At 37.7% G+C, this 15,987-nt stretch carries 14 protein-coding genes and 11 tRNA genes; 2 read left to right on the top strand and 23 right to left on the bottom strand.

Features of this window, described 5'->3' with window-relative positions:
• Positions 1-129: 129 nt before the first annotated feature.
• From AC0L0O_RS27820 to AC0L0O_RS27875, 12 genes are all read right to left on the bottom strand, one after another.
• Positions 130-200 (bottom strand) — tRNA-Gly (locus tag AC0L0O_RS27820).
• Position 201: 1 nt separating this feature from the next.
• Positions 202-278 (bottom strand) — tRNA-Pro (locus AC0L0O_RS27825).
• Positions 279-282: 4 nt separating this feature from the next.
• Positions 283-359: transfer RNA gene (locus AC0L0O_RS27830), tRNA-Arg, on the bottom strand.
• A gap of 98 nt (positions 360-457) precedes the next feature.
• A tRNA-Leu gene (locus AC0L0O_RS27835) sits at positions 458-540 on the bottom strand.
• A gap of 16 nt (positions 541-556) precedes the next feature.
• Positions 557-629, bottom strand: a tRNA-Lys gene (locus tag AC0L0O_RS27840).
• Between the two features lie 5 nt (positions 630-634).
• Positions 635-709 (bottom strand) — tRNA-Gln (locus tag AC0L0O_RS27845).
• Positions 710-796: 87 nt separating this feature from the next.
• Positions 797-872, bottom strand: a tRNA-Asp gene (locus AC0L0O_RS27850).
• Positions 873-918: 46 nt separating this feature from the next.
• A tRNA-Val gene (locus AC0L0O_RS27855) sits at positions 919-994 on the bottom strand.
• A 4-nt stretch (positions 995-998) separates the two neighbouring features.
• A tRNA-Glu gene (locus tag AC0L0O_RS27860) sits at positions 999-1,073 on the bottom strand.
• A gap of 8 nt (positions 1,074-1,081) precedes the next feature.
• Positions 1,082-1,172 (bottom strand) — tRNA-Ser (locus tag AC0L0O_RS27865).
• Positions 1,173-1,175: 3 nt separating this feature from the next.
• Positions 1,176-1,250: transfer RNA gene (locus tag AC0L0O_RS27870), tRNA-Asn, on the bottom strand.
• Between the two features lie 114 nt (positions 1,251-1,364).
• Complete coding sequence (locus AC0L0O_RS27875; RefSeq protein ID WP_000344248.1) at positions 1,365-1,823, bottom strand: SprT family protein; 459 nt, start codon at positions 1,821-1,823, stop codon at positions 1,365-1,367.
• Positions 1,824-2,018: 195 nt separating this feature from the next.
• On the opposite strand from AC0L0O_RS27875, the gene cmpA reads away from it, so the two are divergent.
• On the top strand, positions 2,019-2,135 hold the full coding sequence (cmpA, locus tag AC0L0O_RS27880; protein ID WP_001143642.1) for a cortex morphogenetic protein CmpA: 117 nt from the start codon (positions 2,019-2,021) through the stop codon (positions 2,133-2,135).
• 57 nt (positions 2,136-2,192) lie between these two features.
• Here the strand turns inward: cmpA and AC0L0O_RS27885 are convergent, their stop codons facing one another.
• From AC0L0O_RS27885 to acpS, 6 genes are all read right to left on the bottom strand, one after another.
• A complete protein-coding gene (locus AC0L0O_RS27885; protein ID WP_000426225.1) occupies positions 2,193-4,361 on the bottom strand; it encodes a Tex family protein in 2,169 nt (722 codons plus the stop codon).
• A 67-nt stretch (positions 4,362-4,428) separates the two neighbouring features.
• A complete protein-coding gene (gene ndoA / locus AC0L0O_RS27890) occupies positions 4,429-4,779 on the bottom strand; it encodes a type II toxin-antitoxin system endoribonuclease NdoA (RefSeq protein ID WP_000635963.1) in 351 nt (116 codons plus the stop codon).
• Positions 4,780-4,783: 4 nt separating this feature from the next.
• Positions 4,784-5,071 (bottom strand): antitoxin EndoAI, encoded by a 288-nt coding sequence (locus AC0L0O_RS27895; RefSeq protein WP_000004570.1) that lies wholly within the window; start codon positions 5,069-5,071, stop codon positions 4,784-4,786.
• Positions 5,072-5,380: 309 nt separating this feature from the next.
• Positions 5,381-6,550 (bottom strand): alanine racemase, encoded by a 1,170-nt coding sequence (gene alr, locus AC0L0O_RS27900; protein WP_000390600.1) that lies wholly within the window; start codon positions 6,548-6,550, stop codon positions 5,381-5,383.
• Positions 6,551-6,668: 118 nt separating this feature from the next.
• Positions 6,669-7,619: a LolA family protein gene (locus AC0L0O_RS27905; protein WP_025388382.1), complete on the bottom strand. Its 951-nt coding sequence runs from the start codon at positions 7,617-7,619 to the stop codon at positions 6,669-6,671.
• A 156-nt stretch (positions 7,620-7,775) separates the two neighbouring features.
• Entirely contained in the window at positions 7,776-8,135 is a 360-nt protein-coding gene (gene acpS, locus AC0L0O_RS27910) for a holo-ACP synthase (RefSeq protein WP_000635040.1), read from the bottom strand.
• A 92-nt stretch (positions 8,136-8,227) separates the two neighbouring features.
• Here acpS and AC0L0O_RS27915 point away from each other — a divergent pair, with 92 nt between their 5' ends.
• Positions 8,228-8,800 (top strand): rhomboid family intramembrane serine protease, encoded by a 573-nt coding sequence (locus AC0L0O_RS27915; protein WP_000906926.1) that lies wholly within the window; start codon positions 8,228-8,230, stop codon positions 8,798-8,800.
• On the opposite strand, the gene uvsE is transcribed toward AC0L0O_RS27915, so the two are convergent.
• From uvsE to AC0L0O_RS27940, 5 genes are all read right to left on the bottom strand, one after another.
• The gene (uvsE, locus tag AC0L0O_RS27920) at positions 8,793-9,755 is read right to left on the bottom strand and encodes a UV DNA damage repair endonuclease UvsE (protein ID WP_000961155.1); all 963 of its coding nucleotides are present in this window, start codon (positions 9,753-9,755) and stop codon (positions 8,793-8,795) included. The two genes, AC0L0O_RS27915 and uvsE, sit on opposite strands and share 8 nt — an antisense overlap.
• A gap of 96 nt (positions 9,756-9,851) precedes the next feature.
• A complete protein-coding gene (cshA, locus tag AC0L0O_RS27925) occupies positions 9,852-11,438 on the bottom strand; it encodes a degradosome RNA helicase CshA (protein WP_000206587.1) in 1,587 nt (528 codons plus the stop codon).
• Positions 11,439-11,743: 305 nt separating this feature from the next.
• Positions 11,744-13,120, bottom strand: a complete 1,377-nt coding sequence (gene murF / locus AC0L0O_RS27930) for a UDP-N-acetylmuramoyl-tripeptide--D-alanyl-D-alanine ligase (RefSeq protein WP_000610675.1) — start codon at positions 13,118-13,120, stop codon at positions 11,744-11,746.
• A 60-nt stretch (positions 13,121-13,180) separates the two neighbouring features.
• The gene (locus AC0L0O_RS27935) at positions 13,181-14,266 is read right to left on the bottom strand and encodes a D-alanine--D-alanine ligase (protein ID WP_000161413.1); all 1,086 of its coding nucleotides are present in this window, start codon (positions 14,264-14,266) and stop codon (positions 13,181-13,183) included.
• A 382-nt stretch (positions 14,267-14,648) separates the two neighbouring features.
• Entirely contained in the window at positions 14,649-15,920 is a 1,272-nt protein-coding gene (locus AC0L0O_RS27940; RefSeq protein WP_087963764.1) for an MDR family MFS transporter, read from the bottom strand.
• Between the last annotated feature and the right edge of the window lie 67 nt (positions 15,921-15,987).

The raw sequence follows: 15,987 nt of genomic DNA on the forward strand, positions 1-15,987 counted from the left end.
TATTAGGCACGCCGCCAGCGTTCATCCTGAGCCAGGATCAAACTCTCCAATAAAGTTAGTTTGTCTAGCATCTAAAATAAAAATTGACGTTTCACGTTGTTTGTTTCGTTCAGTTTTCAAAGAACTAAAAGCGGGTGAAGAGAATCGAACTCTCGACCAGAGCTTGGAAGGCTCTTGTTTTACCACTAAACTACACCCGCGTGGTCGGGAAGACAGGATTTGAACCTGCGACCCCCTGGTCCCAAACCAGGTGCTCTACCAAGCTGAGCCACTTCCCGTAATTGGCGCGCCCGAGAGGAGTCGAACCCCTAACCTCTTGATCCGTAGTCAAACGCTCTATCCAATTGAGCTACGGGCGCTTATTCATGATGTTTTTTCGTCGTTGTATTTTGGCGACTCAATTATCTTATCATACTACATTTTCAAATGCAAGTACTTTTTTTAAAAAGATTTTTGATGCGGCCGAGAGGACTTGAACCTCCACGGGGTTTCCCCCACTAGGCCCTCAACCTAGCGCGTCTGCCGTTCCGCCACGACCGCGCGGAAAAAACAAAAGTGAGCCATGAAGGACTCGAACCTTCGACCCTCTGATTAAAAGTCAGATGCTCTACCAACTGAGCTAATGGCTCGTAAATGGCTGGGCTAGCTGGATTCGAACCAGCGCATGACGGAGTCAAAGTCCGTTGCCTTACCGCTTGGCTATAGCCCATCGAAATACTTATCTTCTTTTCAAAGACAAATGTTATTGTACCATAATGACCAATAAAAAACAACTGCTAATTAGCAGAAGTTAAAATGGCGGTCCCGACCGGGGTCGAACCGGCGATCTCCTGCGTGACAGGCAGGCATGTTAACCACTACACCACGGGACCATTTAATCTTTACATTAATATCATTTTACTTTTCATTATAATATTATGGTGGAGGATGACGGGATCGAACCGCCGACCCCCTGCTTGTAAGGCAGGTGCTCTCCCAGCTGAGCTAATCCTCCGAAGTGGTGACCCGTACGGGATTCGAACCCGTGTTACCGCCGTGAAAGGGCGGTGTCTTAACCACTTGACCAACGGGCCAATATGAATGGCAGAGAAGAAGGGATTCGAACCCTCGCACCGCGTTCGCGATCTACTCCCTTAGCAGGGGAGCCCCTTGAGCCACTTGGGTACTTCTCTGTATGGCTCCGCAGGTAGGACTCGAACCTACGACCGATCGGTTAACAGCCGATAGCTCTACCACTGAGCTACTGCGGAATAATAAAGACAATTTGTATCTTATAAAAATTCTCATCGTAAGTCAAGAGGTTTTTTCACAACATCTTGTACAAACGTGACATGTTTATAATATACTGGATTGCGTTTTCACTGTCAAGATGTTTTCTTTATCAGATTTAGTTTACCTTTACACTTTCCGCAGACATATCTTTTCGTATTAATTTGACGTCTTCTTACATATTGAAGCAAACACTCCATACATTCATACACATAAACCCTTTTTTCTTTCTCTGCATTCACCATACGTTTACAAAAGCGCGGTGCATCAACTGCCTTTAATAGTTCTCGAAAATCCTTATCCCGATGCTTATACCCTCTTCCTGTAATATGTAAGTGATAATGACAAAGTTCATGTTTAACAATTCCAACTAATTCTTCTTTCCCATACATTTCGTAATATCGATAATTCAGTTCAATATTGTGTGTATTCAATAGATAACGCCCACCAGTTGTGCGCAATCTACTATTAAACATCGCCTTATGTAAAAATGGCATTCCGAAATATTGTAGCGATACTTCTTCCACTAGCCGCTGTATTTCTTGCTCATCCATTTTCATTCCTCCTAAACAAAAAAATATTTTTACACTTTTCTCCTCTCTTATACATATATTAAATAGTACATATACCCATCCTCATTCAAGAAGCGTGGTTTCTAAAAACATAGCAAAAATAGAAATCCACTCACCAACCTCTCATCAATAGTACCTTACATTTATGAGAGTAGGATTAAACAAGGAGGGATTCCTATGCCTACATGGCTTAAAAAACAAATGCAACGCGCATATTTTGAAAAAAACCGGTATCAAATTAAATTATTAAATGAATGCTGGTTTTATTATAGCAAAATACATCAAAGTTCCTAATCCATTACACGTTTTGCCCTATAAAAAAAGAGCAGTTTCATCTGCTCTCTTCTCTTACTATTCAATTGGCAACATAGATAATGCAACACGACCTTTTTTCGTATCAATATCATCTACCCATACTTTGACGATTTGTCCAACAGATACAACATCTAACGGATGCTTCACATATTGTTTGCTTAGTTTAGAAATATGTACTAACCCATCTTGTTTCACACCTACATCAACAAAAGCACCAAAATCAACAACGTTACGTACTGTTCCTTCCAGTTCCATACCACGTTTTAAATCTTCTAATTTCAAAATCCCTTTTTTCAGAAGCGGTTTAGGCAACTCATCCCTCATGTCTCGCTCTGGACTAATGAGTGCATCTATAATATCGACTAATGTCGGCTCTCCAATTCCCGTTTCTTCCGACAACTTAGAAATCTCCACTTCTTCTAAACTCTTTTGTAATTGTGGTTGCCCTACGTCATCTTTTGATAACCCTAGACTCTTTAATAACAATTCAACATTTTTATATTGTTCCGGATGAATACCTGTACGGTCTAACGGATTTGCCCCTTCTAATATACGCAAGAAACCTATACATTGTTCATATGTCTTCGCACCTAGACGTGGTATTTTCTTTAAGTCTGTTCTTTTTGTAAATTTCCCTTCTTCTTCACGCTTTGCTACAATATTTTTCGCAACAGTTTTTGATAAGCCTGAAACATATTGCAACAATGCAACTGAAGCTGTATTTACATTCACACCGACTTGGTTAACTGCTGTCTCTACTACAAACGTTAATGATTCATTTAATCTTTTTTGAGATACATCATGCTGATATTGTCCAACCCCAACTGATTTAGGATCAATCTTTACAAGTTCAGCAAGTGGATCTTGCAGACGTCTACCGATAGAAACCGCACTTCTTTCTTCAACCTGTAAATCCGGGAATTCCTCACGGGCTAAATCAGAAGCCGAATACACACTCGCACCAGCTTCGTTCACAATAATATAGAAGACTTCTCGTTTCACATTTTGTAATACATCAACTATAAATTCTTCCGATTCTCTAGAAGCTGTACCATTCCCAATCGCAATCATCTCAACTTGGTATTTATCTATAATAGAAAGAACTTTCGCTTTGGCATCTTCATATTTACGCACTGGTGGATGCGGATAAATAACATCAATATATAAAACTTTCCCCGTATCGTCTACAATAGCTAATTTACACCCCGTTCTATATGCAGGGTCTACAGCTAACACAACCTTTCCTTTCATTGGAGGTTGTAATAACAAATTACGTAAGTTCTCAGAGAAAATATGTATCGCTTGTTCCTCAGCTGTTTCTGTTAATTCTTTTCGAATCTCTCTTTCAATAGAGGATTGAATTAATCTTTTATAACCATCCTCAATTGCTAACTTTACATACTGTGCACTTTTTGAATCGTTATCGCGAATTACTTTCTTATATAAGAAAGTTACTATCTCATCTACTGGCGGAACAACAGAAACTCTCAATATATCTTCTTTCTCACCGCGATTCATCGCTAACACGCGATGCGGTACTACTTTCTGCAACGGTTCTTCATAATCGTAATACATTTCATATATATTCTTTTCATCTTTCTCTTCATCTTTTACAACCGAAGACATAACACCTTTTCTAAAAGTAACATTCCGAATCCAACTACGATATGCCGCTTCATCTGAAACGATTTCTGCAATGATGTCTTGAGCACCTTGTAATGCTTCTTCTGCAGATTGCACTTCTTTCTCGGCATTTATAAACTCCATTGCCTTCTGATTCGGATCTTCTTTCGTATATAACAATAACCATTCAGCCAATGGCTCTAATCCTTTTTCTTTTGCAATCGTTGCTTTCGTTCTTCTCTTTTCTTTATATGGACGATATAAATCTTCTACTTCTTGCAACTTTGTAGCTTTCAAAATTTGCTGACGTAATTCTCCTGTCAGTTTCCCCTTCTCATCAATAAGACGAAGAACCTCTTCTTTCCTATCTTCAAGCTGCATTATATATTGCCATCTCTCTAAAATTGTACGAATTTGCACTTCATCTAAAGAGCCTGTCCATTCTTTTCGGTAACGAGCAATAAATGGAACTGTGTTACCTTCTTCTGTTAATTGAATAACATGACGAACTTGCTTTTCGGTAAAGCCTAATTCCTTCACTAACATTTTCATTAACGCTTGTCGATTATCTACCATTTCCATATACAACCGTAACCTCCTCTATAATAAAAAAAGTTGCCCTTCAAAGAGAGCAACTTAAACTGCCGATTTAAAAATCTATTAGTCCTAAACTAATTTGTAGCGCTTCATCTACACGAATCATCATCACTTCATCTAAGTGAGTGATTTTGTCCGTTAAGCGCTGCTTATCGATTGTTCGAATCTGCTCAAGTAAAATAACAGAATCTCTCTCAAAACCGTACTTTTTCGCATCAATTTCCACATGAGTGGGTAATTTCGCTTTTTGAATCTGTGCAGTAATAGCCGCTACAATCACCGTTGGACTAAAACGATTTCCGATGTCATTTTGAATGACAAGAACCGGACGAACGCCTCCTTGCTCAGAACCAACAACTGGGGAAAGGTCTGCAAAATACACGTCGCCGCGTTTTACAATCAAAATATTACCCCCCGCTAACTAAGCGTTCTACTGTATGAGCTGCTTCATACTCTGCTAAGAAAGCTTCAGATGCAATACCAAGATTAATTTTTCCCATTTCAATGTACCCACGTCGCATTGATTCATGTTGGTAGCGTTTCTTCGTCTTATGTTGACGCAATAACAGTTGTGTTGCCTGGCAAATTAGTTCATGGCGATTCTTATTCTCTTGTTTTCCAATTCCGTCCAATTCCGTTACCATTTGCTTTGGCAACCGAACCACGATTTCAGTAGTTACACTTGATTCGGACACAAAAATACACCTCCACCGTCAACTACACACCCAAATATATATATGACACCTATTGTAATAATACCATTGTATGGAGCCTGTTGCAAAGACTTCCTTATTCCTTGCTTATGTTTTCCAATTCACAAACAAAACATTCATATTCTTTTATTTTTATCTCATTACAAGCAAGAAACATGAAAGTTCCTCCGCAAAATTCACGTTATATTATGTTAAAAGTAACTATAAGTAAAAAGCTTCTCGTCAAAAACGAACTTATTCTTAACCAATGAACAGTTCTCTCACATGACAAGAAGCAAATCATACTACCTTCTATATATCGTTCAAATAATTAATTACTTCCACAACTTTTCCATTCCGTATAAATATTCTCGGCACACGAAAACTGATCGTCGTAATAATTTCATAATTAATAGTCCCTGAATATTCCGCAACCTCTGTAGCGCTAATATATTCATCTCCTTGCCTTCCAATGAGTGTAACTTTCGTACCAAGAGGCACTTCACAAGGAAGGTGAATCATGAATTGATCCATCGTTACTCGCCCTACAATCGGTACCCTTTTACCATTTACAAGTACTTCAAATCCTTGTAATCTTCTAAGCCAGCCATCTGCATAACCAATTGCAACGGTCGCAATCCATTCTTCAGTTTTCGTTCGATAAGTGACGTTATAACTAATTCCATCCCCTTTAATCACCTGTTTAATATGAGCAACTTTCGTATGCAATGATAGCGCTGGTTCTAATTTAAACGGTAAAAAAGGGCGTATTTCTACAGATGGAGATAACCCATACATCGCAATGCCAATTCGTACTGCATTAAATGTAATCCCTTGAAAACGTAGCGTTGCAGCACTATTAGCTGTATGAACAAACTTAGGATCCACTCCGAATTCTTTCAACCAACTTAACTGCTCCAAAAATGTGTTATATTGCTTATCAAAGTAAGAAGTCTCCACCTCATCTGCTGTTGCAAAATGCGTATAAACTCCTTCCAACTCTAAGAATGGTGCACCTTCTAAGCTTTTTAAAAATCCTTTTAATTCTTTACGTTCACGTATTCCAATTCTCCCCATACCACTATCGAAATTAATATGGTATTTCATCGTAGACGAACCATCCCAAAGTTTGATTGCTTCATCTACCCATTCCTTTTGAAAAACAGTTAATGCTACATCATTTTCAGCAGCTACATTTATATCACGAGGAGGAGAAGGACCTAACACCAAAATTGGCGCAGTAATACCAGCTCTTCGAAGCACTAAAGCTTCATCTAAGAACGCAACTGCTAACCTTGTCGCCCCCGCTTCTAATGCTGTTTTAGCCACCGGTACATAATCGTGCCCATATGCATTCCCTTTAACAACGGCAAAAATTTCTACATCACTCGGGATAAATTCTTTAATATGTGTAACGTTGTTATAAATGGCATCTAAATCCACTTCCACCCAAGTGTCACGATAAAATGGTGCTTCTTCCATAAATACACTTCCTTATACACGATATGCGAAGCTTATTCTTTTATATGCTTCTTTTATGAAATCCACCCTTCAAACTAAGAAAAGACGTGGTGCACATATATCACCACGTCTAAGAAGTTTACTTCACTTGCTTCTCTGTAACTGAACGAGCAACCATTAATAGCTCCTTCGGCTCTAAACCTTTAGACACGAGCATATATTCTACTCCGTTATGCGACCACGTTAAAGAGTCTTTCGTCAATGCTCCAATTGTAAAGCCAAGATCAACCAATTCTCCGCTCACACTTATTGCTGACGAAGCCTCTGCAACTTTTGCCTTTTCTTGTATTAAAGTAAAGGATTTCTTACTTCCAGTGTATGTGAGTATTGCACGCTTGCCACTGTCTGTCTTCAACTCTTTTTCATCTTTCAAAGTCATACCTTGTGGCGTATCACGTGGATATAAAATAGCAAACGGTTTGTCTTCTTTCGCTGTTGTTTGAACATCTACTTGCGCTCTAGACATATTTTGTTTCGTATCAAATGCACCTTTATCAAATTTCGCGTCGAATTTCACTTTAGAGAAATCTACTTTCACAAGAACATTTTGATCATTATCCATTAACTTCACCGAAACTGGCGTTAAATCACTTTTCTTCAACGTAATCTCTTGTCTCGGCAACATGTTTTGATGCTGATAGTTTGTTTTTGTTTTAAAAATATAATGCTTATCTGTTTTTTCAAAAGTAAGGTTTTTCTTATCCTGTAAAATATCTCTCACAAGCGATTCGTATAAATAAGCCTGGCTACTATTTTGCGGCCAATCACTTTGGAAACGAAAACTCTTATTAAGAGCTGGCGTTAATACAAATACTCCTTCTTCATTTCTTAAAATAATTTGACTTTGATCTTTTTTCGCATTCTGCAAATTCACACGATAAAACGAAGGTTCCTTATGCCATATTTCTACCTTATACTCCTGAGGCTCATTCCCTGTTTTAATAGATAATTTCGCTTCAGCTTGATAGCTTTTCAACCCTTTTACTTTCGCCTCTAAATCTCTCACAACATCATCTTGTTTCTTTTCCATACAACCGGCCAACACAAAAACGGTTAATAAACCGACAAGAACTAAAAACAGACGCCTTTTCATCACTTCAGCCCCTTTGCCCCTATAAATGAATGGAAGATGTACCTTCCTTATCGCTACCACAAATATATGAGACAAAGATATAAAATATGCAGACTAGCTTGACGAGCTTTCTAAAACAACTTGAGCAACAGCAAATTCCTTACTATGACTAATCGATAAATGAACAATATGTTCTGTACTCGTAATAAGAATCGGCTTCCCTCTATCATCATTTCTTACTTCAATATCTAAAAAACTCACTTCTTTCCCAATACCAGTTCCTACCGCTTTTGAATACGCCTCTTTCGCTGCAAATCTTCCAGCTACAAACTCTGTAAGGCGGCTTCCCTTCAGTCCCTTAGCAACATTACGTTCATTTTCAGTTAAAATACGCTCCATAAATTTAAGCTTTCCATCTAGCATTTTTTCAATTCGATTCAATTCAATAATATCGATTCCAATCCCTACAATCATTTCAAAATCCCCTTCTTCTATTTAGCTTTCTTTTTTCATATTGTAAGAATAACAGAGAATCTTTCTGATGCAAAAGGAGTGATACTCATAACATGCTCATACCATCCGCCCGCATTTCCTTACAACCAATCGTCATCTCTTTACTTCTCATACAATTCATTATGATTATGTTAGGCGATTTTTTCCTCTTTCCTATGGCAGCTTATCATGAATATATCGCTAATGGAGAATGGTGGCGTCTCATAACTTCCCTGTTCGTACATGTAGACTTACAACATTTTCTTTCTAATAGTATTTGTTTATTCGTCCTTGGCTCTTCTATTGAAAAACAACTAGGCCGCTTTTCTTTCATCATTATTTTTTTCCTTTCTGGCATTCTCGGAAATATTTTCTCTTATCTTATTATGCCCCATGAATATATTCATGCCGGAGCATCTGGTGGTATTTTCGGATTGCTAGGTGCACAGTTATTTCTATTGTATAGCCGATATCGTTCTTCCAATCCAAAAGACATTGCTATTTTTTCAATCATGATATGTATATTACTACTATTCACTTTCTTCAATCCCTCTGCCAACCCTATCAGCCATTTAACAGGATTGATCATTGGTGGTATTTGCACCCCTTTATTAATAAAAAAACTCGATGGTGCAGAGCTCATTTAATATAAAAGCTCGCACCATCGATAATTTCCACATCTGTTTGTTCACTTAAATCCCTCATAAGTTGAAATAAAGACTCATCCTTCATCTTCGCTTCAATCATACAATCAATTTGCGGAACACTTCCCTTTATCTTTTTTAAAAAAGATAAAAAAGTATCTACATCAATAAAGTCCGCATGTGCTCTCGGGTCTTTTCCCTCTCTAGGACTAGAAATGTGCATTTTCACTGGTAACAAAGACGATTCCCACGTATGTACAACACGCGCCCAATCTTCATGCCAATCTTCTCGATCATGATTCATCATATGGTGATGTAAATCAAATACAACGGGAATGTCCAGTTTTTCTCCTAAATATAATGTATCCTCGAGCGTAAAAGTTGTATCATCATTTTCTAACATAATCATTTCCTGAATACCTCTTGGGACATTAGACCAATTCTCTATAAAACGCTCTAATGCAAGCTCTTTATCTTTATATCCGCCCCCAACATGCATTACACATCGTTGCTTATGTTCAATCCCCATACCTTTTAATAATTTTCTATGCATCTGTAACGTCTTTACAGATTGTTTAAAAATATTCTCCTCAGGTGAATTGAGTACAACAAAATGATCTGGATGAAAATCAATACGCATATTCATTCGAATAGCGTAATCACCTAGCACTTTTAAATTTTCTTTTAATGGGCGAATATAATTCCACTCTAACAACTCCTCATGATTCGCTAAAGGAATCAACTTAGAACTAAGTCGAAAAAAGGATATATCATGGCCTTTATTATGTTTTAATAACCGTAAGCAATTTTCCAAATTCGAATTAGCAATTCTTTCAAGTTTACGAATTGCCGCTTCCCGATCATCTATTTTTTGAAACTGTGCGTACGTCATCGTTTGAGATGGAGATGCATTTTTCAAATGTACACTCATCGCGACATACCCAAGCCTTACAAGCATGTGGCACCTCATTTCTACACAAGTTATTATGTAGTATGTACAATTACAGAAATAAAAAAAGAGAATGCCGGCAAAGGGCATTCTCTTTTTTTATTATTAAGCTTGTGGCTTACGGCTATGATGTTTTCTTTCGCCGCGTCCGTTTGAAGATCCTGGGCGTCCTTGACCTTCGCCACGACGACCACGGTTACCATCACGGCTACCTTCACGATTGCGATCACGGTTACCGTCACGATTACGACCATCACGATTGCGGTCACGGTTACGACCATCGCCACCGCGTCCATCACGACTACGATTACGATTACCATCACGGTATCCGCCTCCGTTACCGCCGCGTTTTTTAGAACCGCCACCTCTTGAAACAACTGGTGGTTCTGATGTTAAAGCGATTGGAGTTGTATCTGGCTCTTTTGTCATCATTTTTAAAGCAGCAGCTACTACTGTTACAGAGTCGTTCTCTTCTAACATTTCTTCTGCAATACGCTTGTAGTATGCTAAGTTTTCATTTTCAATTGTGCTTTGAAGTTTTTCAGCGATTAAACGTTGTTGACCTTCTAGTGCCTCGTCAAGTGTCGGTGCATCCATGCGGTCCATTTTACGTTTTGTTGTACGCTCGATATTTTTTAATTGTCCAGATTCACGTGGTGTTACAAATAGCATTGCAATACCTTTTTTACCTGCACGACCAGTACGGCCAATACGGTGAACATATGATTCTGGATCTTGTGGAATATCGAAGTTATATACGTGTGTTACGCCTGAAATATCAAGACCACGTGCAGCAACGTCTGTTGCAACAAGAACTTCAATAGAACCTTCTTTGAATTTACGTAATACAGACATACGTTTCGCCTGAGTTAAATCACCATGGATACCTTCTGCAGCATAACCACGTAAGTTTAATGCCTCTGATAATTCATCAACACGACGCTTTGTACGACCGAACACAATCGCAAGCTCTGGAGATTGAATATCTAGTAAGCGTGTTAACACGTCAAACTTTTTCTTTTCTTGCACTTCTAAATAGAACTGCTGAATGTTTGGCATTGTTACTTCTTTTGCTTTTACTTTAATGTGTTGAGGCTCAGTCATGAAACGCTCAGCAATACGACGAATTGGGTCCGGCATTGTCGCTGAGAATAGTAATGTTTGATGTGTTTCTGGCACATCTGTTAAAATTGCTTCAATATCTTCAATGAAGCCCATGTTTAACATTTCATCCGCTTCGTCAAGAACAACTGTCTCTACGTTTTGTAAGCGAAGTGTTTTACGGTTAATATGATCTAAAATACGACCCGGCGTACCAACAATAATGTGTGGGTGTTTTTTTAGAGCACGAATTTGGCGGTTAATATCTTGACCACCGTAAATTGGTAAGATACGAACACGTTTATGTTTACCAATTTTGTATAGCTCTTCTCCAACTTGAATTGCTAATTCACGCGTTGGCGCAATAACAATACCTTGAACCGATTCTTTATGTGTATCCACTTTATCTAATAGTGGTAATCCGAATGCTGCTGTTTTCCCTGTACCTGTTTGTGCTTGCCCAATAATATCCTTACCTTGCAATGCATGTGGAATTGTTTCAGCTTGAATTGGCGTAGCCTCTTCAAAGCCCATACTTTCAACAGATTGCAGTAAAGAATCACTTAATCCTAATTCTCGAAATGTTGTCAATGTTACTTCTCCTTTTCTATCCTATACTTATCATTTAAAAAAAGGCGTTTTCCGAATTTGCGGAAAAGCCCTTTTCCTGAATGCTCACGTATATAAACGGGCGTATATTCTTCACGAAAATACTTCTAAACGTTATTACACTTTATCAATTATAAGTTTTGTATGTGCAAAAAGCAAACCCAACTGTTACCTTATTTTCATATTAAGAGTTTTTTTCTTCACTTTTATTTTTTTATATTTACTGTAAGCGCTTATTATAAGTTTCTTCTATTTTCGTAGCTATCATCCCTATTTATATACACCAATTATTTCAACATCGTAATTACTTCTTCCAATTTCATACCGCGAGATGCTTTTACTAATACAACATCTTTTGTATCGACTACTGCTTGCAACTCTTTTACTAACTCTTCTTTATTATCATAAGCCTTTACACGTTCGTTAGGGAAATTAATTTTCGCTCCCTCAGCAATTTGAGCCCCTAATTTACCATATGTGAACACATAGGAGATTTTTGCTGGATCAATTAATTTACCTACTTCATAATGAAACTGCACTTCTTGATCTCCAAGCTCTAACATATCACCGAGAACAACAATTTTTTTAGAGAATCCATCTAAACCATTCATTAGGTGGAATGCCGCTTCCATAGCTGTTGGACTTGCATTATAGGCATCATTGATGATTGTTAATCCACTGTCTGTTTTTACAATTTCCATACGCATGCCCGTCATTTGAAGTGTTACTAAACCTTCTTTCATCTCTTCCCACGTTACACCAAAGTATTTCGCAATTGCCATAGAAGCAAGCGTATTATACACATTGTGTTTCCCTAATACGGGTAGATAGAATGAAATGTTTTCTTCTCTATTCATTTTAAAATGCGTCCCAGTTGCTTGTAACGTTACAGTCGTTGGATAATAATCATTTGCTCTAGCATCACCAAACGTAACTGTTTCAGCTATTAAATTCATTTCAGGAACACGATTCGTTAATAATGGCTCGTCTCCGTTATATACGAACACTCCACCTTCTTGTAATCCTGTCACGATTTCTAATTTCGCTTCGGCAATTGCCTCACGAGAGCCTAAGTCCATTAAATGTGCTTCACCAATGTTCGTAATGATAGCTGCATTTGGACGAGCTAACTTAGATAAGAATTCAATTTCTCCGCGGCTTGACATTCCCATTTCTAATACAGCTACTTCTGTATTTTCTTCTAAGTTTAAAATAGTAAGAGGTAGCCCGATATGATTATTGAAGTTTCCTTCTGTTTTTTGAACTTTGAATTTAGTTGCAAGAAGACTTGTTACAATATCTTTTGTAGATGTTTTACCGTTACTACCTGTCACACCAATCACTTTAACATCCAATTGATCGCGATAGTGTTTCGCTAACATTTGTAATGCTGATAGCGTGTCTTCTACAAAAATAACCGGAAGATTCTCAGGTGGATTTGCTACATCTTTCACCCATAATGTCGCCACAGCTCCATTTTCAACAGCTTTATCTACAAAAGCATGTCCATCGAAACGTTCACCTTGAATCGGAACATATAGGTTTCCTTTTTCGATTTTTCTCGTATCAATAGACACCCCTTGTATAGTAATTCCCTCATACTGCTCTGCTAATCCCGTACCATTTATCATTTGTTCTACTTGTTTTAACGTTCGATTTATCATGAAAACACTCCTTACATAGAGGAAGCACTATTCCTGCGAATAGTGCCTCCTCCTTTTTTGTTAGATTGTATATTTAATTTTTTGTTTTTCTTCGTGACGCTCCATTGCTAAACGAATTAGCTCTTCAATTAATTCCGGATACGGTAATCCAGTATGTTGCCACAGTAGAGGGAACATACTAAACGGCGTAAATCCTGGCATCGTATTCACTTCGTTAATATATACTTCTCCATCTTTCGTTAAGAAGAAATCAGCTCGCGTTAAGCCAGCACCATCTAACGATTGGAAGGCAACAATCGCATCTCGCTTAATAACATTAGACTCTTCTTCTGTCATTTCAGCTGGGATAATTAATGCTGTATCACCATCGATGTATTTCGACTTATAATCATAGAAGTCTTTTTTAGGTACAATTTCACCTACAACTGAACATTTCGGTTCATCATTACCTAGTACACCAACTTCTACTTCACGTCCAATGATATTCTCTTCTACAATAATTTTACGGTCAAATTGGAATGCCTCTTCAAATGCATTCTCAAGCTCTTCACGATTTTTACACTTATTAATCCCAACACTTGAACCAAGGTTTGCTGGTTTTACGAAGCAAGGGTATCCTAATACTTCTTCTACTTTTTCATATGCTGTTTCACGATCTTTTTCCCATCCGCTACGAATGAATGATGCATATTTCGCTTGTTTTAATCCAGCTTCTGCGAAAATGTTTTTCATAACAACTTTATCCATACCAGCAGCAGATGCTAGAACACCATTTCCTACATAAGGAATGTTCATTAATTCTAATAAACCTTGAACCGTTCCATCTTCACCATTTGGTCCATGTAGTAATGGAAAAATAACGTCGATAGCATTTTCCTCAGCATTTGCAGATGGAATGATTTCTGTGCTTAAAGATAACGGAGAAATCGCATTTTCTGCACCGCTCATTTTTAGAACTTCAACATTTGCTACTTCACCTTCAATACGTTCACCGCGTATCCATTGACCTTGTTCTGTAATATAAATTGGATGAATCTCGAATTTATCTTGATTTAATGCTTTAATAGCAGCAAGAGCCGTTTGTAACGAAACTTGATGCTCAGCTGATTTTCCACCATATAATAAACCTAATTTAATTTTTGTCACTGAAATCACCCTAACCAATTGTTTTCATTTTTCTATTTTAGCACTTTTTATAAAAATAGGTAGTTCCTATTTGAAATAAAATGCAACTTCCACAAATAATTAAATGACACCACTTATTGGTTCTCTATACTTTTTCCACTTAACTTTCTTCATAAATATATAAAGTGAAACTTTAATCAGTGGGGGGCTTCATCCCCTACTGATTATTAGTTGAACCAATCGGACTTTAATGGGCAGTTGATCCCCCACCTAAATTCCTTACTTTCGCTGAATTTTGAGGTGGGGGTCTTACTGCCCATTAAAGTGGGATAAAATTGCAACCCAATCTAGTTATGTACCTAAAATATGTAGAAATCCCTTTTTTGTGTATGTCATCTAATCATTAAGAAGATTGTTTGGTTAGTGTGCCTTTTTGCCTTTGTTCAACGAGACGATCTAAAGAAATATATACACCGCCTGCAACTACACATCCTATAGCTAAAATTGTAAATAGGAAGTGACCAAGTAATCGATCTAATAAAACCCCCCCAAGAAGTGGACCAAATGCATTTCCTGTAATCCACTGCAAACTTGCAGCCCCCATATAAGTCCCTCTTAAATGCTCAGGGGCCAAATTCGCTACAAACGTCATCTGTACAGGCGACATAATCATCTCGCCTAATGTATATATGGCATACACAAACAGTAACATTATTAAAATAATTGTAGCATTTGTATCTAATCCTCCAAACCACTTCGGTAACCAGCCTATAAAAAACAAACCTATCCCGAACAAACATGCACCATATAACATCGTCTTTCCGACAGGTTTATCTGTGGCCCATTTTGAAATTTGAAATTGGAACAACACAACTAATAGTCCGTTTAACGCCATTAAATATGGGTATGGATTGTTAGTTCCAAAAATATCTTTCATTTCATTATCAAAATGCAATGGCAACATGCCTTCTGTTTGAGAAAATCCCATCGAAATAATGATACCTGCTAATAAATAAATCATAAGTGCCTTATCTCGCAATACAATTTTCCACACCACTCCTGATTCCTTTTCGTTATCCTCTTCCTTATTCGTACTCTTTGGCATTGTCTCTTGAATAAGAACGAATACAAGTAATGCATAGAATAACATCGTAGACGAGGCAATAATAAACACAAGGTTCTTCGACAACATAACTACTGAAGCCCCCATTATCGGGCCAATTGCAGCACCTATATTATGCCCCATCCGCAACAAACCATATGCTTCTGTTCTTTTTTCTGGCGCCGTTACATCCGCAACCATCGCTGATGCAGCTGGATGAAATAAAGAATTACTTAACCCTAAAAAAACCGATAAAATTGCATAGGGAATAAATCCTTCTATAAATAAAAAACCGAGCATTAATAATGCATTACTCGTCATCGAAAATATCATAATCGGCTTTCGTCCATATATATCAGCAATTCTTCCACCTATAATGGATCCAAAGCTCGCAGCAATTGGAGAAAGCGCCATAATAACTCCAACCTGTAATAATGAATCCACCTTATCTTTTAAATATAACGCAAAGAAAGGCATCAACATCATCATCGCAATTCCATTTAACGTCTCACCAATAAACCGAATCCATACGTTACGGTCCATCTCCCTTAATTCACGCCACGTATTCTTCATAAATTCCCCCCTTAGTTCCCCAACAATTATATTATATATAGAATCAGAAAAATACAAATTTTCAAAC

The sequence above is a fragment of the Bacillus sp. GS3m_15504 genome (assembly GCF_055825275.1).

Bases quoted from the DNA above. Each gene is read 5' to 3' on its own strand.
- AC0L0O_RS27905 (WP_025388382.1), bottom strand. From the start codon at position 7,619: ATGGAAAAGAAACAAGATGATGTTGTGAGAGATTTAGAGGCGAAAGTA.
- AC0L0O_RS27885 (WP_000426225.1), bottom strand. From the start codon at position 4,361: ATGGAAATGGTAGATAATCGACAAGCGTTAATGAAAATGTTAGTGAAG.
- AC0L0O_RS27875 (WP_000344248.1), bottom strand. From the start codon at position 1,823: ATGGATGAGCAAGAAATACAGCGGCTAGTGGAAGAAGTATCGCTACAA.
- AC0L0O_RS27915 (WP_000906926.1), top strand. From the start codon at position 8,228: ATGCTCATACCATCCGCCCGCATTTCCTTACAACCAATCGTCATCTCT.
- cmpA (WP_001143642.1), top strand. From the start codon at position 2,019: ATGCCTACATGGCTTAAAAAACAAATGCAACGCGCATATTTTGAAAAA.
- AC0L0O_RS27940 (WP_087963764.1), bottom strand. From the start codon at position 15,920: ATGAAGAATACGTGGCGTGAATTAAGGGAGATGGACCGTAACGTATGG.
- alr (WP_000390600.1), bottom strand. From the start codon at position 6,550: ATGGAAGAAGCACCATTTTATCGTGACACTTGGGTGGAAGTGGATTTA.
- uvsE (WP_000961155.1), bottom strand. From the start codon at position 9,755: ATGCTTGTAAGGCTTGGGTATGTCGCGATGAGTGTACATTTGAAAAAT.
- acpS (WP_000635040.1), bottom strand. From the start codon at position 8,135: ATGATTGTAGGGATTGGAATCGATATTATTGAATTGAATCGAATTGAA.
- murF (WP_000610675.1), bottom strand. From the start codon at position 13,120: ATGATAAATCGAACGTTAAAACAAGTAGAACAAATGATAAATGGTACG.